Source organism: Streptococcus pseudopneumoniae, from assembly GCF_001074975.1.
Classification (GTDB): Bacteria; Bacillota; Bacilli; order Lactobacillales; family Streptococcaceae; genus Streptococcus; species Streptococcus pseudopneumoniae_D.
Genome location: NZ_JUUO01000053.1, coordinates 15,566 through 40,117, shown reverse-complemented (window position 1 = coordinate 40,117; position 24,552 = coordinate 15,566). Strand labels below are relative to the sequence as shown.

Here is a 24,552-nt window from a genome sequence, read left to right as displayed (position 1 = left end):
TTTAATTTTAAGAAATATCTTACAGAAAGCCTACAACAGTGGGCTTTTTGCTTTGTCTTAAAATGTTGATTTCTGGGTTTGTTTAGAGATTTGCTAGTAAGGTTATTGGTGTATCTGAGTCTATCTATGCCAATAATGACGCGATGTTGATGATATAAATCTGGTATGATATAATATTTTAGCCTCCTCACTTTAAGGAAGGGAGGTGTTGCCGATGTTAGAAATTATCATCACAATTTTTCTAGCACCCTTAGTAGTCAATATTTTGACAACCTTGTTTGAGAAATGGCTTAACTCACGCAAGAAATAACCTTTAAGGGGCAATAAGCCAAAAAAACCTCAACGCGGGAACGTTGGGGCTTTTTGTTGCCTTGTTAGACAATTATCATCACTATAAATTCATTCTAACACACCCCCTCCGATTTTTCAAGCTTTTGTTTTGATATTTCCTCAGAGTGTGTTTGTGGTTTGAGTCCGCTCAACTGAAATTAGAACACGCGCTTCTAGCCTCCATTCTACAGTAAAGAAATCAACTCTTTTCTAGGGGATTTCCGCCCTCATTTTTGTCTTTTGTGCTAAAATAGACTTATAAATTGAAAATAAGGAATGTTTATGAAATCGGGTAATGGTTTTTGGAAAGGCTGTCTCTATTTTTGGGGCTTCTTGTTCTTACTGGGCCTTTTGGTTCAATATGCTCTTCCACTTGCGGCTTGTGTCCTGCTAGGCTATGGTGGTTATCGCCTTTATAAACGTTGGCGCTATCCTCTTTTGCAGGATCGTTCGCTCGACGATCGGATTGAGCTTTTAAAAGCTCGGATTCGTCAGGCGGACAAAGATATTCAGCAGTTAGAGGGAGTCTTGGTAGAGAAAGGCTCAGAGTTCTATAAGAGTCTGGCCAATCAAGTATTAATCGAACTGCGGGAAATCCATCAGGAGGCGGATCGTCTCAAGTCCTATATCGACGCTGATGTCTACAACCGTATTGACAAAAAGGTCCGTACAGTAAGGGCAACTATCGATGTTCAGCTAGAACGTTTGGATAGAGAAAGTCAGGTAGATTTTGAAAATGCGGAGCCAGAGGAACTAGCTCCAGAATTGTCCCAGACCTTGGCCAATATTGCCATTGATCATCAGGCCATTTTAGACAAGATTGCTACCTCTGCTGAGGGTGATAAGGAAGAATTGACGGCCATTCATAGTTTGAAGATGGAGAAATTCCAAACGATTTTAGAAGGCTATTTAAAGATTAAAGCCAATCCTAAAAACTATAATCGAGCAGAAGAACGCTTGCAACAAGCTAAAGCAGCCATCGAACAATTTGACCTTGAGCTGGACCAGGTCTTGAGAGAACTCAATGAAACAGATATGCGTGATTTTGATATCAGTCTGCGTATCCTAGAAAAAGATCGTAAAGAATAGGTTAGAAATAAAGGAGTAACCATGACAGAATTTAATTTTGATATTGACCAGATTGCCAACAATACGGTAGCTAAGGTGGATAAAACAACCCAAATCATCGAGACCAATACTGGCTCAGACAAGACCTTGACCTTCCTTGAAAAGTTGAGCCCTGAGCAGCAAGAAGGAATCAAAGCGCACGTGCCCCAATTAGTAGACCAGTTTGTCACCAATCAAAATGCACTTTTGGATTTTGGACAATCTGCTGTCGAAGGTGTGAACAATACGGTCAATCGTATCTTGTCAGAACAAAAGAAACTACAAATTCCCCAAGTGGATGATCTTCTCAAAAATACCAATCGTGAGTTGCAAGGCTTTGTAGTCAAATACAAGAATGCTGAAATCGCTGAGTTGGAAGAAAAGCCAAACTTTTTGCAACGCTTGTTTAACAAGAGCAAGAATACCCAACAGGAATTTTACTTTGACTCAAAAACAGTGGAGCAAAAGCTGGATGGCATGGCAGCTGCAGTGGTCAAGCAAGAAGACGTGCTAGCTCGAAATATCGTATCTGCTGAGATGTTGATTGAGGACAATACCAAATCCATTGAAAATCTAGTGGGAGTGATTTCCTTTATCGAAGCCAGCCAAACAGAAGCTGGCAATCGCGCTGTAGAACTGAAAGCTCAAGCTGACCAACTCGATACAAGTACGGTGGAATACCAGACCAAGTCCCAAGAATTGGCCCGCATGGCTGAAGTGGTCAATACCCTCGAACAACAACATACCGAGTATGTCAGCCGTCTCTACGTTGCCTGGGCCACAACACCTCAGATGCGCAATCTTGTGAAGGTATCATCTGATATGCGCCAAAAATTGGGCATGCTTCGTCGCAATACGATTCCGACAATGAAGCTTTCTATTGCCCAACTTGGTATTTTGCAACAATCCATGAAATCAGGTGTCGTGGCAGATGCCATTGTCAATGCCAATAATGCTGCCCTTCAGATGCTGGCTGAAACCAGCAAGGAAGTGATTCCGCAGATGGAACGAATTGCCCAAAGCCCAACAGTTGCTGTTGAGTCTGTTACCAAACTGGCTGAAAGTCTGGTCGCACAAAACCAGGGTATTGTCGCTGCCATTGAATTGGGACGCCAGAAACGTGCCCAACTAGAAACAACCATCGTCAAGTCTGCAGAAATGATCAACGATTCTGTCAAACTACGTGATGAGAAAATCGTCCAAGCTCTTCTAGACCAAGGCAAGGCCGCCCAAAAAGAAGTTCAAGAATAACACACAAGTCCCTTGTAAGTATAGCTTGCAGGGGATTTTGCTTGTTTTAGTAGAAGTTTGAAGGTCATGGAATGATTGCTAGATTTAGATAGAATACCCTAGAAAACCTTTTCACTACTAGTCTTTTATGATACAATAGGAGGAAGTAAAGGCGCTGTTTTTTCGATGTCGCAACGCCTTGGATGAATGAAAAGGAAGAGTCCCTATGGTTTTCAGATTTAAGCAAATAATTAACTTGCATATATATATAAACTCGCGTTTTCATACCCATTTTCAAAACCTACCAATGTTTTTGGTAGGCTTTTTGCGTTTTAGAAATGGGGTATGAACATGGTTTACACCTTATCAAAAGAATTAGAACAAGAGCTTATCGTTTCAGCACCTGAGTTGCAGGCTAGTTATACTGCCATCGTAGAATACCTAGAAGCTATCCACCAGAAAGAAGCATCTGGAAGCAATTCTCAGGAACTCCAGAACCAGCTTGCTATTCAGCTGAGACGTTTAGAAGATTTGGTGCAGGGTTATATCCAAATAAAGAAGAACCCGCATCACTACCTAGATGCAGATAAAGACCTGACGGCAGCCTATCAAGCTATAAAAGGGACGGAGCAAGCTCTTCTTGAAAAATTGCAACATCTTAATCAAGCAGCCTTGCAGGATTTCCATATCAGCCAGAGACTCTCTCCTAAAGACGAGACTGCTGTTCCTATAGCAGGCAAAGCCAAAACCAAACAGGAATTGGTTATCGAGCGGGATTTGATTAACCAGCTGACAAAGGGCGAAAGTCAATGGGTGTATCGACCTGAGTTAAATACAGAAGACCTCCTATGGGGAAACTTTTTTGCCAAGTTGGAAGCTAATAATGTCCGCATTTTGCAAGACCATCCCCTTACAAATTCAGAGAAAAATCAAATCAAAAACCAGCTCAATTTCGTCAACTTTTATGAAGCAGCTAAGTGGATAGCAGGGGAAAATGGTATTGCCAAGGTACAGGTTCAACGTGAAGATGCCAGTCTAGGCACCATTCGCTTGGAAGTCTTGTGGAGAAATAATGTCGCTGGTGGCAAATCCAGCTATGAGGTTGTAAACCAAGTCATCACAGGCGGAGAAGGGATTCGCCAGCGCCGTGGGGATGTGACTTTGTTAATCAATGGTCTGCCCATGATTCAAATCGAACTGAAAAGCCGTTCTCATCCTTATATGGATGCTTTTCGTCAGATTAAGAAATACGACCAAGAAGGACAGTTCAGAGGCATTTTTTCAAGTCTTCAGATGTTTGTCGTCTCTAATGTCACAGACACTCGCTACATCGCAGCTGCCAAAGCCAACAAGCTAAATGAACGCTTCTTGACCAAGTGGGTGGATAGTGAAAATAGACCCCTACCTCAATTATTTGACTTTGCGGAGTCTGTCTTGTCGATACCGAGAGCTCATGAGATGGTCATGCAGTATTCTGTCATCGATGATGACAAGAAAGCCTTGATTTTATTGCGCCCCTATCAGGTTCATGCCATTGAAGCCATCCGTGAAGCCAGTCGCAAGCGCCAGTCAGGCTATATTTGGCATACGACTGGTTCAGGAAAGACCCTGACCTCTTATAAGGTTTCGCGCAATCTGCTCCAGATTCCATCTATCGAAAAGACAATCTTTGTGATTGATAGGACAGACCTTGACCAGCAGACGACCAGTTCGTTTCAGTCTTACGCAGAGAACGACATGATTGATATCGACGAGACCGATGATACACAGGAATTGGTTAAAAATCTGGCTTCTGATGATCGCCGTGTCGTTGTGACGACCATCCAGAAAATCAATGCTATGATTCGTCAGTTTGATGAAGGCCGTCACCAAAAGGTCTACAATCGTATCAAACAACTCAAACTAGCCTTTGTCGTCGATGAATGCCATCGCGCAGTGACTCCTGAACGCCAGCGCCACCTAGAGCACTTCTTTACAAATTCTCTCTGGTATGGTTTTACAGGGACTCCTATCTTTACAGAAAATAAACGTGAACAAAAAGGAGACCTTGCTCAGACGACCGAAGAGCAGTACGGTGACTGTCTCCACCAATATACCGTCAAAGAAGCCATCCATGACAAGGCGGTTCTTGGCTTTAATGTAGAGTATCAGACGACCATGCCTGGTTGGGCAGAAGATGAGATTGACGAGGAGCGTTATGATGACGAAGGCCACATGCTTGCGGTTTTAGATGCCATTCTCAATCGCTCAAGACGCAAACTTGGTTTCCAAAATGGGGTGGGGAAAACCTATGAAGCCATTTTGACCGTCAAAAGCATTGCCCGTGCGCAGGCCTATTATAACCTGATTAAGCAAGTCAAAAATGGAGAGAAGTCTTTAAGCATTTCGGAAAATGTTAAAAAAGTCTTGCCAGACTTTCCTAAGGTTGCTATTACTTACTCTGTGACAGAAAATGAAGCAGACTCCTATGTCAACCAAGCCTACATGGAGGAGAGTCTAGAGGACTACAATACCATGTTTGGTACTCACTTTAGCCTAGCAACTATTGCTTCCTACAATAGTGACCTCAACGACCGTCTGGCCCGTAAGAAAGAACGTTTTGCCTTCCGTGAAGAGCAATTAGACTTGGTTATCGTGGTGGACCGCTTGTTGACGGGCTTTGATGCCCCTTGTCTATCGACCCTTTTCATGGATCGTCAGCCCATGAAACCCCAGCATATCATTCAGGCCTTTTCACGAACCAATCGCCTCTTTGATGAAGGCAAGAAATTCGGCCAAATCGTTACCTTCCAAACGCCTGACCGCTTTAAAGAAAAGGTGGATGAAGCTCTGAGCCTTTATTCAAATGGTGGCGAAACCAGTGTCTTAGCCCCAGAATGGCAAGAGGAGAAGGCCAAGTTTCTTGACAAGGTTCATCAACTATTAGCCATCGCTCCAAGTCCAGAGCAGGTGCCTGATTTGGATACAGCGACAGATGCAGAATTAAAACGCTTTGCCAAGGCTTTTCAAGAATTTGACAAGCTCCTATCCTCCATACAAGTCTATTCTGACTACGATGAGAAAGTCATCCTCAGAGAGATTGGTCTCAGCCTAGAAGACATCGAGAACTTTGCCGGCCAGTATCAAAATGTCATCGAAGAACTCCGCAGACGCAGAAAAGAAGACCAAGAAGATGAAGGTGTGTTACTGGATATCGAGTATGAGCTTGAATCCATCCGCACCGACGAGATAAACTATCACTATATCCTCTCTCTCATCCAAGCCCTGATTGAAAATCGGGAAAACCTCATCGGTAAAAAGGAAAAGAGTCTGGTAGATAACTATATCGAAGATTTGAACAAATCCAATCCCAAGTTATCCAGCCTCATCTCCAAACTCTGGCAGAATGTCCAAGCTGATGCCAAGAGCTATCAGGGTCAGTCTATCATCCATAAGTTGGATGAGATGATTGAGCTAACAACCCAGAAAAAGATTCGTGAAACGGCAGATTATTGGCAGATAGGAGAGGACGAACTCCAGTTCGTAGTGGACAACTACCGCATCGGACGAGACAAGCAAAATGGTGAAAAAGCCATCACAGAATCTCAGGACTATCTGGCCTATAAGGAAGCTCACGGAGGCAAGGCACTACCAAAACTCAAATATAAAAAAGCCCTCAAAGAGGACTATATGCGCATGATTTCAGAGGATATCTTACCATTAAGGGGGAGATAAAATACCGATTTGCCTTTTCTATCTGCTAGGTGTTTAACGTTATCTTGTCAAATCAGACTTTCTATTATTTCAAAAGAGGCAAAATTGAAGAATAGAATAGCCTGATTGCCTATCTAAAATGCAAAAATGGCCAAAATTGAACAATAGAAATGACAGATAGACATCCTAAAGTTCAAAAATAGGTAAAATTGAAGAATAGATATCAAAAAAAGAAAACCTAAAGTGTAGAAATAAGAAAATGGAGTAATAGAAAGAGGGGATATAGTGGAGAAATTATTTATTATCGGAAATGGTTTTGATATAGCACATGACTTAAAGACAGATTATCTATATTTCAAGAAGTTCGTTTATCAGCAGGCTTATGGGAAAGATGAGTTGTTAGAGTCGTTGCAAAGTGAAAATGCCATTAAATTATATCTAAATAGAATTGATGAAGAAATATTGCTAGAAGAAATAGACGATTATAGTATTCCTGAAATGCAAAGGGGACCAGAAGGGGAAAAACTATATCCAGATGATGTAGATTTGTATAAGTTATTGTACCTGCTAATGGGTCAAATTACGGAAACTGAGAAATTTTGGTCTGATTTTGAAGCGAAATTAGCAGATTTTAATAAAGTGTCTATTGCTACTATGGATTTTCTGGATATTGATGGCGAATTGAATGGTTCTTTGATGGCTAATAATGCAAATGAGATAGGAGAAATTCTAGCTGAGTATATAGATTATTCTTTAAATAAATTATTTAAATTGTGGATAGAAGAAACATATTCTGATTGGAAGGATAGAATTCTGACTAAAGGCGAAGAATCGTACTCTAAATTGTTAAATGATAGCATTTTGAAAAATTCTGATGCATTATTTATCAACTTCAATTATACAAAAACGTTAGAAGATTTATATAGAATTCCTGAAAAGCAAGTTTTTCATTTACATGGAGTTATTGATGGGGGAAAATTTATTTTTGGACATGGTTTTGATGATGAATTAAGTGATTTCAATCCTCTAGATGTAGGAGCATATCTTGAAGAAGTTGTTATAAAGTTAAAGAAACCAGTTGACAATGTATTGTCTAATTACAATGAACTTTTTGAAAGATTATCTTCTGTCAAAGAAATTTATTTCATCGGTTTTGGCATTCGTTCAGAACAAAGATGGGTAGACAGTCCATATTTAAAAGTAATATTTAAGGAGGCTCCAAACGCAGATATTTTACTTGATAGTTATTACCGATTTGGAAATATAGTACAAATAAAAAGAACTCTGAAAAAATTAGGCGCAGATAAAGCATATAAACTAAGATTGATAGATACAAGGGACAATCAATTGTTATAAGGAGGAGCAATATGACAAAGAAACCAAGCTATCGCTTTACAGACTATGATGAACCTTGGTCTGAGAAGAAGTTGGGTGAGTTAGCTGATATAGTACGTGGAGCTAGTCCAAGGCCAATACAGGACTCTAAGTGGTTTGATAAAGAAAGCGATGTAGGATGGTTAAGAATTTCAGATGTTACAGAACAAGATGGAAGATTTATAAACTAGAACAGCGTATTTCTAAGCTAGGACAAGCGAAAACAAGAGTTTTATTTGAACCTCATCTACTTTTAAGTATTGCGGCTACTGTAGGTAAACCTGTAGTTAACTATGTTAAAACTGGCGTTCATGATGGTTTTTTAATTTTTTTAGCACCTAGATTTGACCAAGAGTTTCTTTTTCAGTGGTTAGATATGTTTCGACCTCAGTGGCAAAAATATGGCCAACCGGGAAGCCAAGTAAATTTAAATTCAGATATAGTGAAAAATCAGGCAATTTCCCTCCCCTTCCTCCCCGAGCAAACTGCCATTGGTTCTCTCTTCCAAGATATTGACCAGCTTATTAGCCTTCAACAGCGTAAGTTAGAGGTGCTCAAGGAGCAGAAGAAAACCTACCTCAAGCTCCTCTTCCCAGCCAAAGGACAAACCAAACCAGCCCTTCGCTTCGCAGGATTTGAAGATGAGTGGAAGGAAGTGAAGTTGGGGGAAGTGTTTGATATTGTTACTGATTATGTAGCTAATGGGAGTTTTGAATCTCTAAGAAATAATGTGAAAACTTATGAAAAAGATAATTTCGCATACATGATTAGATTACAGGACGCCTCAAATAGTTGGAAGGGACCATGGCTTTATACAGATGAGAAAGGTTACAATTTTTTATCTAAGAGTAGATTGTTTAAAGATGACATATTGATGTCAAATGTAGGGACAGTTGGGAGATTTTTCCAAGTTCCTGAATTAGATAGACCTATGACGTTAGCTCCCAATTCCGTACTCATACGAAGTACTTCAAGTAATAATCAGTTTTTATATTTTATGATGCTGACAGCAAATATTCAAGATCAAATTACTATGAGGAAGACACCAGGTGTACAAGACAAAATAAATAAGACAGATTTTAAAAGGGTAATTGCAACTCTTCCCGCACTCCCTGAACAAGAAGCAATCGCCTCTTTCTTCCAAGACCTAGACAAGGCTATTGCCAAGCAAGAGGAAAAAGTCAATCAGCTCAAAGAAAGCAAACAAACCTTACTCAGAAAAATGTTTATCTAAGATACAAAGATCGTCAAAAGCCCAGTAAAAATAGGAAACTGGCGCAGTCTTCGATGAAGACCAGACAGTTTATCTTTTTTACACAGCTTTTAGATCGTGTTCAATTATCTAAGATACAAAGACCGCAAAAAACTACACTAAACGAATGAAAGTAGAAATTGATAGGAGACCCTATGTCACAAACAGATTTATCAAGACAACTCTACCAATCCCTCTGGAATGCGGCAGATATCCTGCGTGGCCAGATGGAAGCCAATGAATACAAGTCCTACCTCTTGGGCTTGATTTTCTACAAGTACCTATCCGACAACATCCTACAAGCCGTCTGTGATAACTTGGACGAGACCTTTGAGTCCTTCCAGCAAGCGCAGCTTCTCTATGAGGAAAACTTTGCGGATGCAGATGTCCGTGAAGACCTCATCGAAGTCTTAAATGACGATCTGGGCTATGTGATTGAGCCTTCTCTGACCTTTACCAAGCTGGTTCAGTCTATCCATGAAGGAACCTTCCAGCTAGAATCTCTAGCCCAAAGTTTCCGTGATATCGAGCAGGCCAATGAAAAATTTGAAAATCTTTTCGAAGATATTGACCTCTATGCTAAAAAGCTAGGCAACACCCCACAAAAGCAAAACAAGACCATCTCTGAGGTTATGAAACAGCTCAACGACCTCAATGTGTCTGATCATGCTGGTGATATCTTGGGTGATGCTTATGAGTACTTGATTGGTCAGTTTGCCAGTGATTCTGGGAAAAAGGCTGGAGAGTTCTATACACCTCAAGCAGTCTCTCATCTCATGACTCAGATTGTCTTTGTAGGGCGGGAGCATCAAAAGGGGATGTCGGTTTACGACCCGACCATGGGTTCTGGATCTCTCTTGCTCAATGCTAAGCGCTATAGTAAGGAAGCTTCGACGATTTCTTACTACGGTCAAGAGTTGATTACTTCGACCTTCAACCTTGCTCGCATGAATATGATGCTTCATGGAGTTGCGATTGAGAACTATCACCTCAGCAACCACGATACTCTAGACGAAGATTGGCCGACTACGGAGCCGACAGACTTTGATGGAGTTTTGATGAACCCACCCTACTCACTGAAGTGGTCAGCAGATAGTGGCTTCCTGCAAGATCCTCGCTTTTCAAGTTATGGAGTTCTGGCGCCTAAGTCAAAAGCAGATTTTGCCTTCCTTCTTCACGGTTTTTACCATCTCAAGCATAATGGAGTTATGGCCATCGTTCTTCCTCACGGAGTTCTCTTTCGAGGAGCAGCCGAGCAAAAGATTCGCCAGCACCTGCTAGAAGAAGGCGCTATTGATACAGTTATCGGTTTACCAGCAAATATCTTCTACAATACCTCTATTCCGACAACCATTATCATCCTTAAAAAGAATCGCACCAACAAGGATGTCTTCTTTATCGATGCCTCAAAAGAGTTTGAGAAAGGGAAAAATCAAAACAATATGACCGAAGACCATATTGCCAAGATTTTGGAGACCTATCAAAAACGCGAGAATGTCGAGAAATTTGCCCATCTAGCCAGCTTTGAAGAGATTGTCGAAAATGACTACAACCTTAACATTCCGCGCTATGTCGATACCTTTGAGGAAGAACCCGTAGTTCCCCTAACCGACCTCGCAGACCAGCTCGCAGAGATTGATAAAGAGATTGGAGAGGTAGAAGCCAGACTCGCACACATGCGCAGCCAGCTAGTAGGCACAACACCAGAAGCCCAAGCAGAATTAACCGCCTATCTTGAAAAGTTGAAAAAGATTTAGAGAGTAGGCTAAGAATGAAAAAACGCAGGACGGTCTGAGCCTGCGTTTTGGTTTTTGCAAATGTTCCGAGAATTATTTTTCCTTCCTAAAATATAATGTTGCTTAAATTTGTTTTTTAAGACGATTGTCACGCGAAAAAGTAAATTTGATTGATAATTAAAATCTTTGATTTTATCGTGTTTCTAAGATATATTTTAAAATATTCACGCGAAAATCACGCGAATATTTGTAATCAAAATTCAATTGAAAAACATAGTCATTCGAATGATTTGCCTTGCAATGTAGTGAAATTAACAAAAGAAAAACCCCTTCCTATAATTTTTTGGTTTTATCCTTGACTTCTTCTAAACATAATTGAAGAACTAGATACAGTTTTAATTTGTGGATGGTTGTTATAGAATTCGATTTGCCCAATAATAGCAAGATCATAATTTTGATGTTGGTCTATTTTATCCTTGTTTTTCCCTCTATATATAGTTGTCTTTATTTTCCACTCGCCATCTTGTTTGGTCTTCACAATCAATCTGTATTGAGTCTCCCCCAATTTAGTTTTAAATTCTTTAACTTCTAAATGGACGCTCCCATAAAATAGAAAGACGTTATTTTCTTCGTCCTTATCAAACCAGCTCTTCAAAGATTTTCTGGGGATACATTTTCTAGTATTAGGTTGACCTTCTCTTCCGACTAATATTGTAAAAGGATTATCGCCTTCATCATTAGCAGGAATTTGATTTTCTTCTCGTTCTCTTGGCAACATTCGATTTAACATTGCTTCAAGTCTATCTTGCATCTCCTCCTCACCTAAATTACTAACGTAATCCTTGATTTCCTTCCTGGATACAGATTCATATTTGAGAGAACAATCTGCCATATGACCTGACGACGGTAATGTAGACAAAAAAGCTCTTTTTTTTGATGTTTTATGAGTAAATGCTAGCTCAGCAATCCTACATTCTGGACAAAATATTCTACCCCGGTAACTCGATATATCTCCACTTTTTTGTTCATATTCCTTTTCTAATTCATCTAAATTATGAAGTCTTTGATCCCCAGTGAAATAGAATTCTTTAAATTTCTCTCCCATTTTACCTACTCCTTAACTCGATAATATTTCATATATACTATATTATACCTAATTCAAAGAAAATGCTATTATAAACTTGAAAGTAAATTATAGAAATCTTATTTTTGGTTAAAATATTGATAAACAGAAGAAATTAATAATATCGTAAGAGCTATAAATAATTAATTCTACTAGTTAAGAGCAATATTTAGAATCATACATCTAAATTAATTTTATAATGAGTTATTACTTCAACAAATCAACTCCTTTACACATTGATGGTATAATGATATGGAGGAATTACTATGAAAGAGAATTTAAACCCTAATATTGACCCACGTATAAAATTCAAATTGTTATCACCAGCTACTATTATTAAAAATTTTGTTGATGGAGAGCCCGATTGTAATTATGAGAACTATTTACTAGAGCTACTTAATAAGTCATCTCATTTTAAAGATAAAGGGCAATCTCCTTTCTCTAAACCGTTAAATGAAAATAATGGTCAATGTGATGCAATCTCGAAAAGTTATGAAATAGACTTTAAACTATTATCATCTAGCACTAGATTACAAGCTAGTCATTTGTTTTCTATGGGTATTAGCAATTATGGTGGTGGTATAATTGGTACTCATGAAAGTAAAAAGAAATTCGGTGAAGTAAAAGCTACTCAGATTCATGTTGCATTCCGAACAAGAGATATATCAGAGCTCACTCGATTAGGGGAAAACTTTTTAAATATTAGAAAGTATGGTATTGAAAGAGATATCATAAAAGTGTTGAAAATGCTGGAAAAACAGAAAAACCTTTTATTATTTTTTCCATATTCGTTTGAGCTGATTGATATACTCGAGACAGATAATTCGGATGATATTATTGTAAGCGCGTTAAATTATGATTTTCACTCACTATTTGAATACAGAAGTTTAAAAGCAAAGGAATTTGAGACTTATTTTGTAACTATATTTCAAGATAGATTTTATATTTTTTCTATTCTTGACGACACCCTCTGTTTAATTGAGAAAGTAGATTGTATGTCACTGCCTACATTTATTAAATTAAAGAATTACCATTTATAAGGAGGACGAGTTATTGATCAATCCAGATTTTTACAAAAGACTAGCAAAGATATTCTGTGGAGATGAGATGGGGATGTTTACTTATAAATCAGGACCTCAGCTAGTTTCTTTTTTCAATACCCATTTCCATATTCAAGATAGTTATGGTCAGGGTTTTCCTACAAGATGGATATATGTGAATGATAAGCTATTGGACTTTTCATCTAGAGGCATTATCAATTCATTTTTCAACCTTATACTCAGCAAACAATATCTTTTAACAGAGCGTCAGATAAGTGAAGTGGATGCTTTAGAGCATCAGCAGAAAATAATAAATGAATTAGATAAAATTTGTTCTGTTTATTCTTTAAAACTCTCAAGAAGAGGAAATGAATTTTATTTAGTAGAAATTGATTTAGATTTAGTTGAGATTGGAAAGGGTGGCTTTGCTGATATTTATTTCCAAAAATCTACAGGATTAGTGATAAAAAAACTAAATGAGGAATCTGTGAGACGACAATCGTTGAGAAGTAGGTTAAAAAGAGAGTATGAAATAACTAAGTCTTGTTCGGATATTGAGAGCATTATTCGAGTATTTGATTTCGATAGTAGTAATTGTTCATACACAATGGAAAAAGCCGATGATACATTGGGAAATTATATTGAAGCAAGTGAGCTGACAGAGGACTCTAAGCTCAATATATTGCGTCAAATACTTTATACTATGTCTCTTGTCCACCAAAGAGATGTTCTGCATAGAGACTTAAGTCCAACCAATGTTTTCTTCGTGAATGGGATAATTAAGATTGCTGATTTTGGATTAGGAAAAAACCTAAATACTCTGACATCTCATCAAACAATGGACACAACTTCCTTTGGTCAACTCTTTTATTGCGCGCCAGAGCAATTAACACTTTTAAAAGATGCTGATAAACGAAGCGATGTGTATTCACTGGGACGTATTATTAATTTTGTTATGACTAAGAATCCTAATATTTTTTCTCATTCACTTCGTTCTGTTAGTGAAAAAGCTACGAATTTAGAACCTGATTATAGATATCAAGACGCTACTGAAATGTTGAATGCATTAAACGCATGGCTGAGCATTAGAAGCAATGAGACTTTTAAGAAAACAATCTGGGAAAAAATTGACCACGGTGTTTTTGATGACGACATAGAAAACTATATTTATGAAATGTCAGCAAGAGAGTTATGTCAAACATGTATCAAAAAGGATAATATTTTTATTGAAAGCTTAATGGTCTTTATGAAGTTAGATGATACACACGCGATTTATATCATTCAAACGATTCATTCTAACTACGAACAATATTTGAAACAATTTGAATATGCAGACCCTTTTGCTAGCCTTTCTTTTAGAGTTTTAGAAGGACAATTTTCATTCAATGTTAAAGAAGTGGCTGCTCAGATTCTACACTATATAGCCTATGTAGTTGAGCGCTTTTCTGCTCAGCATATGATAGAGTACTTGATTGAAAATGGAATTGAACCAATGATTGAGTCCATATTAGAAAGATAGATTAGGAGGAAATGTAATGACAAATGATGAATACTTCAATGAAATAGAGACATATTTCAATAAATTAAGAGAATATCGTGAAAAATCAAAGACAATAGCTGAAGGTATTATTGGTGAAAATCTTACTGAGGATGATATATTTTTTCTTTCAGCACTCAACAGACGAGTTCAACTTATTGATGGAATAATAGACTTACTAAGAATGAGAAATCTGGCTTGTGTAGGAATTTTAGTACGAACACAACTTGATAACCTTATGAGAGTCTTCGCAGCTTTTATATCAAAGGATAGAAGAACCTTTATTAAAGAGAGTTTAAGTGGCAAAACTATTAGAAATATGAGAGATAATCAAAACAGAAAGATGACTGATTTCAATCTTAAGAAAAGAATTTCGGAGTATTATCCTGAGATTGAAGAAATTTACAATAAATCATCTGGCTATGTTCATTTGTCTGAAGTCGCATTTCATGAAGCCTTTTGGTCTGAACATTCTGAACAAGTAGGAAAAATTAAATTTTCAGTTGGATTGCCCCCAAGAGAAAAACTAAATCCTACTTTAATTGAATGTGCAGAGATATTTTGTTATTTTACTGAGATTGAATATGAACTTTTCCAAATTGTTGTTGACTCAAAAAAAATTTTTGATAATAAACAAAAAGATATTTTAGAATTAATGTGAGTCATATTAAACTATCAATAATGACGAAGATAAAAAATAAATAATAGGGGGGGAAAATGAATTATGACAACAAATAGTATTAGCTCAGATATCACATTGATATCGATTGCTCATAACCAATATGGTGATGAGTTGAATATTGATAATTGGAATTGTGAGTTTAAAAATTGGGAAATGCAGTCAATTTCAAATGGTAAATATTATAATTTTTTGAAGAAAGTAGAGATAGATTGTAGAGTGACCCAAGAACCTATATATCGGGAAAATCCAATAATGTGGAAGATTATACTTAGAAAAAATCCTAAAACTAACTATTTCGTTGCTGCTCTAAGTAATGTTAACCATGTTAAGGACAGAAGTCATAATCCTGATGACCCATCCATTCAAGGTGAGAATACAAAAGATCGAGGGCATTTTATTGCTGACTCATTTGAGAAGTATTTGCTTACAAATGATGAACGTAATGCTAATAACTCACAATCCAATCAATTTTTTGGTATAAATAATAAAAGTAATATCTCACCTCAAGATTTTAGAGCAAATCGAAACTCCAAGGAATATGCTGGACAGTTGAGATTCGAGCAAAAAGTGAGAAATTATCTTGAGAAAAGTACTAATGCAAATGAAGAAGTTTATTATGAAATTGAGGAAATTAAGATAGAAGAAAAGGTATTAGGTCGCAGAATATTCATTCATTGGAATCAAAGTGATGAAGCTGATATTCATGTATTTATTCCAGAAGATCGTGATTGAGAGTTTATACGTATATTAAAAAGAGCAATATTGCTCTTTTTTGATTTTAGACGTATTGCTTATTTATAATTTTTCCATTTGGCTATAAGCTATCTTTTTCAATTACTTTTTACATCAATTCGAGGTAGTAATTTTGTAATTTCATCAAAAGCAGACTCTTTCATATCCATAAATTTTCTATAGTTTGGAACTGATATTACATTTCCATCGGTTATTCCTCCACCTATTGGTCGTAACTGACAATAAAAGAAATTATTTTCTAGTTTTTCCATAATATTATTAGCAATATCTTCCCCCATTGCTTCTTTAAATAATTTTCTAAACAATTTCTCCCATGCTGCATCATATTTACGAAAAACAAAAACCGGTTTTTGTTTTTCCTTATTATATAAATATTTATAGATTCTTCTCAGTACAATGAACGCACCCAACTTAGATAAGTCTGAATTGAGAATAATCTTTTCACCAATGCCATTTTCACCTAAATCAGGTTGAGCACATGAAAAAGGATAAATTTCTAAATTACATATTTGTTGAGCGATCTTTTCAATTTCCTTTTGCTTTCCTTCCAGTTCTATAAAATCTAATACCTTATTTATCTGAATGAGTTGAGAATAATACTCTCTCAAATAGTAATAATTTTCTAACAGATTTTTTAGACTTTTTTTAGACTTGTTTTTGAAATCAAACTTAGATTCTAATTCAAACATATGTTTAATTTCACTCATTAAATTGCTTTTATTACTATAAATGATATCTTTAACGTCTTTAATACTTTTTAATTTATATCTTCTTTCTATAATTGATTTAATATCAACTTCCTTTTCTTTATATCCTTTTAAGATCTTTTTAATATTTTTAATAGTTTTCTTTTTTTCAGTACCAGCTATCAAAATCTCGGTTTTTCCATAATATCCTTTTAGGCTTGTTTCCTCGAGACCTTTATCAATTTGATTATCTTGATAAGCCCCTAAATAGCCTCTAGGATTTTCCAAACAGTGGAAAATAATAGCTGTATCTATATCTCCATGAAAATGAGTTGGAATTTGGTAGCGCATATTCAAATGCCTGCCTACTTTTTCTATTTCTTTTTTTAAGTCATCCGGTAGAATCTTCAGCCAAGAGAAGTCCATAGTTGTTTTAGACTTCTCAACTTCTTTTATAAATTCATTAATCAGATTCTTACCCTTATCTTGATGCCAAGGGCTAAACTGTTTTAAAAAAAATTTCTTATCTTTAAAGTAAAAAATCTCTACGTCTTTTTGAGGTATGATTACTTTAAAATAATCTTCTAAATATGATTTTAAATGTTCCAAATCTTTATCTTCATGATTTTTCATGATATGTCCATCCTACTTTATTGATTTTTTACTATTAATTCTTTAAACCTATTATACTACAGTATTTCTACATTAGTTCAAAATCAATTTTCTAGAAATTGAAGAATTTATTACATTTAATTTTGTTGTGAAGTTAGTTCTTCCTGTTTATTATTTCATGATATAATCTAATAATTCATTTATCTATATAAGAAAGTTATTGATTTAGCTTATAAGAAACACCCTAGTTCAATGAACCAGGGTGTTTCTTATATATCCGAACATCTAATTTATTTCACAAAAAATGTAGTCAAAAATGTAGTCATTCGGTTGATTTTTATTGCAATACATTGAAATTTGAAATTTCAAGAATCGCATGAAATCAATGTTTTTCAGTATGTACTGAAATGTAATGAAACCTTATTTCACTTCTGTGAAGAAGATGTTGTTTTAAAGGTATATAATGATATTTGAAAACCTTGATTTGATAGCTTTTCTACCTAAAATAAAATAAATGGTAAATAGAGAAATATGAATTTATTGAAATTTAATCAGTTAGGAATCAGTTACGATAGATTAATATTCTTTGGAAATCAGAATATAGCGCTTATTAGTATTGCTTTATCATAGGTTAGATATTTTCTTAATTAGATAAGGGCGTTGTAGTTTCAATTTATGGAGTACATTAGTTTGTAGAAGTATTGAACAAAATTACTCGTTATGATAGTTCATCAAAGGTATTATTTTATATCAGATGTACAAAGTGTGTAGAGAAGTTTTTGGATAGGAATTACTTGAAAAGTATGTGTTTTTATGATATATATTATGTAGGAGGAATATTATGGCAAAATTAACAAATTTTTATTTGAATAAACAGAATGAAATTAATTTACCAAGACTAGCTAAATTTTTTAAAGAAAAAAATATGCTTGAAAGAGAGAATAGGACTTGGGTGATTAATCTAGCGATAAAGGAACTTTTTGAAAGTCTGGAGTCTGAGATTATAGATTTTGAAAATAATAATTAATTGACGCACTGAGCGTCTTTTTTTTTGCAACAATAAATATATATTCATGTATCTAACATGTAATACATATGCAACAAAGATGTAATGTTTGAGGCCTTGATTTTTCCCCCTCGGCATGATATGATATAACCATGATTTATGTTTGATACATACTTGATGCATACAAGAAATATAATTTTAAAATGAGGTTGTGAATATGAGTAACAGTCGAGCTTCTCCATGCAATATATAATTTCAAAAATAAGCTATATTTAATTTTAAAATTTTAATTTAAGGAGAAAGAAAATATGAAAACATTTAAAGAACTGGTTGATATTGAGGGAATGGTCTTTCCTAATTCTCATGGGGTGAAACGTGTACAGAGGTTTAATCCAGACGAGTCACCATGCTTTCTTTTAGACGATGAATCTAGGGAGTTACTTATGAGAAAATTACCATTTGATAAAATTAATGAACCAACTTTGAAAAAATTTGCTGAGAATATTATTGTACTAAATCGTCAAAAGCATCGTGTATCTGATAAATCTAGAATGGTATTGATGAATGAGGCTAACTACAGCTATAGTGGTGAATCATTCTATACTACTATTGTCGAATATTATTAACTTTGGTAGGAGAGGTTTTCTCTCCTCCGTTATTTTACTTATAAACAAGGAGAACAAAAAATATGTTTAAAAATTTTTGTCAAAATGCTTTTATAAGCCTATATTTCATAGTGTCAACGCTAGGAGGCTTTTCTGCGCATCTAGATTTCCGTTCATTCTCCCCTTATCAATCAGTCAAAATAGCTTTATGTTTGGGGGTTACATTAATTTTATTGCAACTTCCAATGATGTTTGCTAAATTATTAGAGATTTTGGAAATCAAAAAAGGTGAGACGAATGAATGATATCAGACGAATGAGATTATCTTTTTGCGTTTTTATAATTCTAATGGGGCTTTCGGTTTTTATCTTCCATCCTATTGGCGAAGGGATTTCTTTAATGTGTACTATTATAGCTACCCCATTTTTATTTACATTTGCATTTTACTTTTTCAAAATTAAGATAAAAAGTTTTTACATTATCGTTAAGGATATGTTGGATAAATTTAGGTAAAAAATGTTTAAAATTAAACAAACAGCTTCTTTATCTGAGTACTACTTTTTAAATACATCTAAATTGAGAAGTATCCGCTGGTTAATTATAGTTTTTCTGAGTGTATTATCATTCTCTATTAGTATTGCTTTCAAAGTGTGGCTTTTCCAGTTGGCTATATTATCTATTGGATTAATGATAACTTTTTACATTGGAAATAAAATTAAAGGATGGGCTCATCATGTTGAAGGACTGTTGATTCTCAGAGAAAACCTTCTATTTATGATTAGTAGGAATTCCTTTCTTTTTACAGCAACAGAAGATGGCGCCATTTTTCGTTCAGCTAAATTTAATTACCAATTGAATGATGTTTCAATTGTAGTCCAAGCATTGAAATCTGGTGATGAATTCTCGATAGAGATGGATAATTTAGATGTTCTCCTAAGTAGTGCTCTAGGAATAAGCCTATCGTCTAAAGAAATTTATGCTACTCATGTTGAATATGTTTTTGTGTATAGACCGCCCGAACGTCAGCATATTACTTCCCTCCCTCTTGAGGATGACAGTCTAAAAATTCAAATCTATGATGATTTTATAATTGATTTGAGGAAAAATTATAGTTTATTGATATCTGGTTCTAGTGGCGCAGGCAAGAGTTATAGTACATATTTTATAATATCGAAATTTATTTCTCAGACTGTATGTGGTAGACATGCCAAGATTTTTGTGATTGACCCGAAAATGTCTGACATTTATAAACTGTGTCAGCGTTCGGGAATGCCAGTAGGAAATTATGGGACAAGTAATGAGGATGCCTTTCGAATTGTACGTCAGTATATTAATGAGATGAATAGGCGGATGGAAATTTATAATCAAAGTGATTTGTTTGATAGTATTGGTATAGACTTAGGCCTTCCTCCCTTACTGCTGATAATAGAAGAATATAGTTCTTTGGTTGCATCAATGGACAGTAAAGCTAAAAAGGATTTTGAAAATATGGTTGCCATAGTTGCTCAAAAATCTAGGTCTTTATCTATGGGGGTCTGCATTGTTATGCAACAGCCACGTGCCGATAGCCTTTCTACCAATATTAGAGAACAGCTTGTCAATGCTATATTCCTTGGAGTCCCAACTCGCGAATCTAGCCAGATGATGTTTGGCACAACAGATGTACCCAAAGTCAAGAAGGATAAAGGAGTTGGGCTTTGCTCCATAGATAGAGATTCCGTTAAGGAATTTAAAGCCCCATTGTTTGTCAGAGATGTATTTGAGATAATACTCCCAGTGTGGGAATGTGCTGCTAAAGATTATAAGAAGGATGAAGAATGTGTGAAGTAGAAATCCTTGTGAAGCTAGGAGATGGAAATGTAATGAAGGATTATGAATCTGATACCAATCCATATAAGGCGTTGCTAAAAGCAATGAATATAGCTCACATGTTTATTGTTGATGAGCTGGAATAAAGGGGATTTAATATTATGATTTTAAAACATATCTGTGAAGTATGCGGAAGGATAGAGGTTATTGATTCAGATTTAGCTTTTGATAAAGGATGGGAATATCCTCCAATAATGGGTAGTTTTAGGATTTTATCCCCCAGAACCTGCCCTAATTGTACGATTGAAAAAACTGTGTGGTGGGCATTAGCTATGGAGGGTAAGTCTCTTGAAGATTTATCAAAAAGGCAAATAGAGGTATTAACGAGGATAAACAATGAACCGTTGAGTATTTTACCAAACTCAGATGACGGTCTTTCGAGCTAGCAAAATAGGGGCGATTGCCCAGGAGGGGCAGAATCGAGCGGAGCGTTCTTCTTTTTGCTAGGAGAAAGAGCCAACCGACTGCTTTGCAGGAGGTCAGAAAAAACAGCCCCAGTACTAATAGGGGGTGCACACATACATGAAATGTACTCTAAACCCTTGGTACGTAAGGGGTTACGGCTTGCTAGTTGTACCAAGAGGTCGCAAACTCTTGGTAGAGTAAGGATGAGAGGTGTTTTCATGTAGGATACGGAATTAAAGGAGAAAAAATATGGTTTACAATATGACAGATACAAACATTAAAATTGGATTGCTTGACCTTGAAATGTCACAGTTTGATATTCCTAAGAAAGTAGTGATTTTGTCAGTTAGGGTGAACAACAAATACAAAGAAGTCAACGGCGAAAACGTGAAGACAGATGAAGTAAGTAAAATTACTTCTACTGTTCTTGACGCTGACAAAGTGAAAGTTCTAACTGAAATGGGAATTTCTACTGATGACTTAAAAGCGATTAACCTTGAAATTATCGGAAATCTGGATAAGATTGCAAAACTTGCTCAAAATGATGCTTTGTTGAATGTTTCTGTTGAATTGATTCGGCCTAAGGTTCGACTAGCTTGGAATATGGCTAGAAGTAATTGGGCAGGTGTAAAAATTGTGTGTGAGGATATTAAAGTTCTAGGAGAATAATCCTATGAATACAGTCAGAATAGATTATTTTGCTGTGAGTGTTAAGGATGTTCCGCCAGAAAGAGTTCTGACTGACATCCTTTTGATTCCTCTTGAAAACTTCACGTTGAATGATTGGGGAATAAATAAGTATAAGCAACATTATTCTTGTTCAGAAATTAAGGTGTATTTTAATGCTGATAGGCTTTCTATGGGTGTATTTATTGAATTAAAAGGGCAAGGTTGTCGTCAATATGAAGAATTTTTAAACAGTAACGAAAATAATTGGATTGCCTTAATTACTCGTTTATACCAGTATAATGTTAATTTCACTCGTTTAGATATTGCCCACGACATATTTGACGGTAGCTTAGATGTTCAACGGATATATGACTATTGCAAGAAAGGATTATGTGTCTCGAAAGCAAAACACTTTGAATATCATGAGAAATCAGTACTAGATTCTGGTGAGCGAGTAGGAGAAACAGTTGCAATAGGTTCACGAGGTAATCAGCAGTGGTGCATATATAATAAACGTATGGAGCAACTTGGTAAGCAAGAGCTTGTAGAAGTTCCGTCTTGGATTCGCGCAGAGCTTAGATGTTGGCAGGAAAAGGCTAATATAATTGCAGAGCAGTTATTTTTAAAACGTCCATTATCGTCAATCTATTTTGAAGCTATAAATGGTCATTATCGCTTTGTTCGTCCAAATGCGACAGATAGCAATCATTGGAGAAGAAAAAAAGTCAAGTGGTGGATAGATTATCTAGGAACTGAAAACCAGACAGTTCTTAGTATTACAAGAGCTAAAACGACACTACGGCAGTCTGAGGCTTGGACAGAGAAACAAGTTGCGAAAACATTAGCAAAAGTCTATATTGCAAAGTATCAGGCCTATGATGTTCAAAAGGCAGAAGATTATATTCAAAGCTTGCTCAAAGAGGGACTTTCAAGGCTAACTGATAATGATGAAAAGGATATAGAGCAATATGTAAGAGAGCAGAATAGTTCTCAATTTTGGGGACAAAAAAAGACGACTTGAAAATAAGTCGCCTCTAAAAATTAACTAACTAGATTATAGCATAAGAAAGGAAAGTATTCCAATGATAGAGCTTAAGACAAAGTCAGACTATGATTTAACTAAAAATTGGTATCGGAAGAAAGAATTTTTAGATGAACTTTGGAAGGGTATGAAATTACCTACATTGGATCACTACATTCGTCAAATGAGAAATAGTCCATATTCTTTTGGAATTTGTGGAACTCATGGGAATGTCTTTATTCATGCGGAGGTATTTAAAGATTGGTTTGATTATAAGATTTTCCATGAAAATGAGGCAGTTATAGCTTAGTATAAGGGGGTAAAAATGAAGGTAGGTAAGACTACTCGAGTTCTAACTGTTTATCAATGGAAACCAGACCCTTCTAAAAAGGGCAACGTGCTTGTTAAGTTTGCAATGAGATATACTCATCCTTTGATAACAAAAAGTCGTTATAAGTACCTTACAAGGGGAGAAAATAAAGGGTGGTATACGACTAAGGCAATACCAACAGGAAAAGACAGTAAGGGACATGAGAAGTTACTTATTTCTGATATAAAGAATAGTCAGCTGATTACAAAAGTTTCAAAGATATTAAATGAAATGATTGATGAAACCGTATTAGATTTGACTGGAGAAAAACCAAAGAAATTAGAGCCTAGTAAAACTTTATGCCTCAAAGAGATAGCTAGACCGTATGATGAAAACAGTGAATTATACGGTTTAGCTTTTAAGTGGTGGGTTAATCGTGTTAAGCCTGCCAAGAATACTCTAAATACTAGAGTTAGTGTTTATAACCAGCATATTTCCCCATATTTCAACGAAAATATGAGCCTTAAACAGTTCTGTATGGAACAGGAAAAAATGCAAGATATTATAAATAATGCAAGTGAGGGAACTTCAAAGAATATTCATATCTATCTTAAAATGATATTTGATTGGGCGGTAGAACAAGGAGAATTGACAGCGTCGCAACACCCTATTTTGAATAAGAGGGTTAAGCGTAAGACACTAACAAGTGCAGAAGAGCAGGCGAAACTTAGGGAAGATATAGCTGAAAAATATCTTGAAGTTGAAGAGGCTAATCAAGTATTTAAAATTATTGAAAACTGGACTAAGCGACATAATAATGAACTAGTTGCTGATGTACTCAGAATTATCTACTTGACAGGTATGAGACCGAGTGAAGCATTAGGTTTGAATGAAGATGTTCTAGATTTCAAGAATAAACTCATTAAGGTTCATTGGCAGAGGGCAAGCCATAATAAGACTGACAAAGAAATGGCAGAAGAAGGCTTGCGTGATGAGAAGGAACGATATAGAGCAATTCTAAAAACTAAAGAAAGCGTTAGAACTATTCCGATGTCACCAAAAGTAGAACAAATTTTACTTAAATATATTGAAAGAAATAAGTTTCAGGCGAGATTTAATCCGACTTATCATGATATGGGATATATTTTTACTAGGGTATACATAAAAGGGAAGAACCAGCAGGGCAGTCCATTGTATCATACAGAAATTTCAATGTTCTTAAGAGGTGGAACTAGTCAGTCCGCTAAGTATAATAAGAAAAGTGGAAAATCCTATAAGGATATTGATGACCTAGTTGATTTTGGTAGGCCTGTTCACATAGTTCCCCATATGTTCCGACATAGTTTTGTTTCAGTCATGGCTGATAAGAATGTAAGTTTAAACGTTATTCGAGAGTTTGTGGGACATTCAGAAGATAGTAGAGAAATAGAAAAAATCTATCTTCATGTTATGCAAAAAGGAAAACATAAGATTGAACAAGCTATGATAGATTTGTCTAAAATAATCTCTTGA

General features: G+C 35.9%; 21 protein-coding genes and 1 pseudogene. 20 read left to right on the top strand and 2 right to left on the bottom strand.

The window, feature by feature from the left end; translation table 11 throughout:
• Window positions 1-612: 612 nt before the first annotated feature.
• The 6 genes and pseudogenes from ADI86_RS02615 to ADI86_RS02590 all read left to right on the top strand — a co-directional run bounded on the left by ADI86_RS02615 (window position 613) and on the right by ADI86_RS02590 (window position 10,743).
• The gene (locus ADI86_RS02615; RefSeq protein ID WP_049531673.1) at window positions 613-1,419 is read left to right on the top strand and encodes a hypothetical protein; all 807 of its coding nucleotides are present in this window, start codon (window positions 613-615) and stop codon (window positions 1,417-1,419) included.
• A 21-nt stretch (window positions 1,420-1,440) separates the two neighbouring features.
• On the top strand, window positions 1,441-2,688 hold the full coding sequence (locus ADI86_RS02610; protein ID WP_049531672.1) for a toxic anion resistance protein: 1,248 nt from the start codon (window positions 1,441-1,443) through the stop codon (window positions 2,686-2,688).
• 324 nt (window positions 2,689-3,012) lie between these two features.
• Window positions 3,013-6,381 carry a type I restriction endonuclease subunit R gene (locus ADI86_RS02605; RefSeq protein ID WP_241486538.1) on the top strand — a complete coding sequence of 1,123 codons (3,369 nt, stop codon included), beginning with the start codon at window positions 3,013-3,015 and terminating at the stop codon, window positions 6,379-6,381.
• 264 nt (window positions 6,382-6,645) lie between these two features.
• Window positions 6,646-7,716 (top strand): AbiH family protein, encoded by a 1,071-nt coding sequence (locus tag ADI86_RS02600; protein WP_049531671.1) that lies wholly within the window; start codon window positions 6,646-6,648, stop codon window positions 7,714-7,716.
• Window positions 7,717-7,727: 11 nt separating this feature from the next.
• Window positions 7,728-8,968, top strand: a pseudogene (locus ADI86_RS02595) (restriction endonuclease subunit S).
• 173 nt (window positions 8,969-9,141) lie between these two features.
• Window positions 9,142-10,743, top strand: coding sequence for a type I restriction-modification system subunit M (locus ADI86_RS02590; RefSeq protein ID WP_049531670.1), 1,602 nt, complete (start codon window positions 9,142-9,144; stop codon window positions 10,741-10,743).
• A 328-nt stretch (window positions 10,744-11,071) separates the two neighbouring features.
• Here the strand turns inward: ADI86_RS02590 and ADI86_RS02585 are convergent, their stop codons facing one another.
• Window positions 11,072-11,827, bottom strand: coding sequence for a hypothetical protein (locus ADI86_RS02585; protein WP_049531669.1), 756 nt, complete (start codon window positions 11,825-11,827; stop codon window positions 11,072-11,074).
• Between the two features lie 284 nt (window positions 11,828-12,111).
• On the opposite strand from ADI86_RS02585, the gene ADI86_RS02580 reads away from it, so the two are divergent.
• The 4 genes from ADI86_RS02580 (at window position 12,112) to ADI86_RS02565 (ending at window position 15,836) form a co-directional block, all read left to right on the top strand.
• Entirely contained in the window at window positions 12,112-12,885 is a 774-nt protein-coding gene (locus tag ADI86_RS02580) for a hypothetical protein (RefSeq protein ID WP_049531668.1), read from the top strand.
• Between the two features lie 13 nt (window positions 12,886-12,898).
• Window positions 12,899-14,404 carry a serine/threonine-protein kinase gene (locus ADI86_RS02575; protein WP_049531667.1) on the top strand — a complete coding sequence of 502 codons (1,506 nt, stop codon included), beginning with the start codon at window positions 12,899-12,901 and terminating at the stop codon, window positions 14,402-14,404.
• 16 nt (window positions 14,405-14,420) lie between these two features.
• Window positions 14,421-15,083 (top strand): hypothetical protein, encoded by a 663-nt coding sequence (locus tag ADI86_RS02570; RefSeq protein WP_049531666.1) that lies wholly within the window; start codon window positions 14,421-14,423, stop codon window positions 15,081-15,083.
• 63 nt (window positions 15,084-15,146) lie between these two features.
• The gene (locus ADI86_RS02565) at window positions 15,147-15,836 is read left to right on the top strand and encodes a hypothetical protein (protein WP_049531665.1); all 690 of its coding nucleotides are present in this window, start codon (window positions 15,147-15,149) and stop codon (window positions 15,834-15,836) included.
• 98 nt (window positions 15,837-15,934) lie between these two features.
• Here the strand turns inward: ADI86_RS02565 and ADI86_RS02560 are convergent, their stop codons facing one another.
• The gene (locus tag ADI86_RS02560; RefSeq protein WP_049531664.1) at window positions 15,935-17,176 is read right to left on the bottom strand and encodes a hypothetical protein; all 1,242 of its coding nucleotides are present in this window, start codon (window positions 17,174-17,176) and stop codon (window positions 15,935-15,937) included.
• An 820-nt stretch (window positions 17,177-17,996) separates the two neighbouring features.
• On the opposite strand from ADI86_RS02560, the gene ADI86_RS02555 reads away from it, so the two are divergent.
• From ADI86_RS02555 to ADI86_RS02510, 10 genes are all read left to right on the top strand, one after another.
• Window positions 17,997-18,182, top strand: a complete 186-nt coding sequence (locus tag ADI86_RS02555) for a hypothetical protein (RefSeq protein WP_001096738.1) — start codon at window positions 17,997-17,999, stop codon at window positions 18,180-18,182.
• 287 nt (window positions 18,183-18,469) lie between these two features.
• Window positions 18,470-18,787, top strand: coding sequence for a hypothetical protein (locus tag ADI86_RS02550; RefSeq protein WP_000846753.1), 318 nt, complete (start codon window positions 18,470-18,472; stop codon window positions 18,785-18,787).
• A gap of 62 nt (window positions 18,788-18,849) precedes the next feature.
• Complete coding sequence (locus tag ADI86_RS02545) at window positions 18,850-19,071, top strand: hypothetical protein (protein WP_049531663.1); 222 nt, start codon at window positions 18,850-18,852, stop codon at window positions 19,069-19,071.
• A 211-nt stretch (window positions 19,072-19,282) separates the two neighbouring features.
• Window positions 19,283-20,596: an FtsK/SpoIIIE domain-containing protein gene (locus tag ADI86_RS02535; protein WP_049531661.1), complete on the top strand. Its 1,314-nt coding sequence runs from the start codon at window positions 19,283-19,285 to the stop codon at window positions 20,594-20,596.
• On the top strand, window positions 20,584-20,721 hold the full coding sequence (locus ADI86_RS11980; protein WP_162838028.1) for a hypothetical protein: 138 nt from the start codon (window positions 20,584-20,586) through the stop codon (window positions 20,719-20,721). The genes ADI86_RS02535 and ADI86_RS11980 overlap by 13 nt, the downstream gene beginning before the upstream one ends.
• Before the next feature lie 15 nt (window positions 20,722-20,736).
• A complete protein-coding gene (locus tag ADI86_RS02530) occupies window positions 20,737-21,021 on the top strand; it encodes a hypothetical protein (RefSeq protein WP_049531660.1) in 285 nt (94 codons plus the stop codon).
• A gap of 268 nt (window positions 21,022-21,289) precedes the next feature.
• Entirely contained in the window at window positions 21,290-21,709 is a 420-nt protein-coding gene (locus ADI86_RS02525) for a hypothetical protein (protein ID WP_049531659.1), read from the top strand.
• A gap of 4 nt (window positions 21,710-21,713) precedes the next feature.
• Window positions 21,714-22,730 (top strand): replication initiation factor domain-containing protein, encoded by a 1,017-nt coding sequence (locus ADI86_RS02520; RefSeq protein WP_049531658.1) that lies wholly within the window; start codon window positions 21,714-21,716, stop codon window positions 22,728-22,730.
• Between the two features lie 61 nt (window positions 22,731-22,791).
• Window positions 22,792-23,040, top strand: coding sequence for a hypothetical protein (locus tag ADI86_RS02515; protein WP_000571454.1), 249 nt, complete (start codon window positions 22,792-22,794; stop codon window positions 23,038-23,040).
• A 15-nt stretch (window positions 23,041-23,055) separates the two neighbouring features.
• Window positions 23,056-24,552: a tyrosine-type recombinase/integrase gene (locus tag ADI86_RS02510; RefSeq protein WP_049531657.1), complete on the top strand. Its 1,497-nt coding sequence runs from the start codon at window positions 23,056-23,058 to the stop codon at window positions 24,550-24,552.